This window comes from Bacillus cereus group sp. N8, from assembly GCF_016483685.1.
Lineage (GTDB): Bacteria > Bacillota > Bacilli > Bacillales > Bacillaceae_G > Bacillus_A > Bacillus_A proteolyticus.
Window position 1 is genome coordinate 1 of the sequence record NZ_JAEHBK010000168.1, and the last position, 275, is coordinate 275.

A 275-nucleotide genomic window follows, 5' to 3' on the forward strand; every position below is an offset into this window, starting at 1 on the left:
TCTTTACCCTCTCCAACCGCTACAACCAATTCTCGTTGCTCATGTGTCTTTTCATTTTTATGTATTTTGTCATAGTAATCCTGAATCTTACGGTCATTTCGTTTTTGCTTCTCATTATACTTGTCCACCGCTTCTTGAAAGACATCCTTGTATACACTTCGAATATCCTTTTGAACAAAGTAGATATTCTCGTCTAACCTGGATGGATCGATGCCAGGATTCCCATGAATGTTTTCTCTGTTATTATGGCTTAATGAACTTTGGTGAGATTGATT

Annotated in this window: 1 pseudogene; it reads right to left on the bottom strand. The window is 37.1% G+C overall.

From position 1 onward, the window contains the following. A pseudogene (locus JDS80_RS30865) lies at window positions 1-275 on the bottom strand (plasmid recombination protein); the annotation flags it as partial.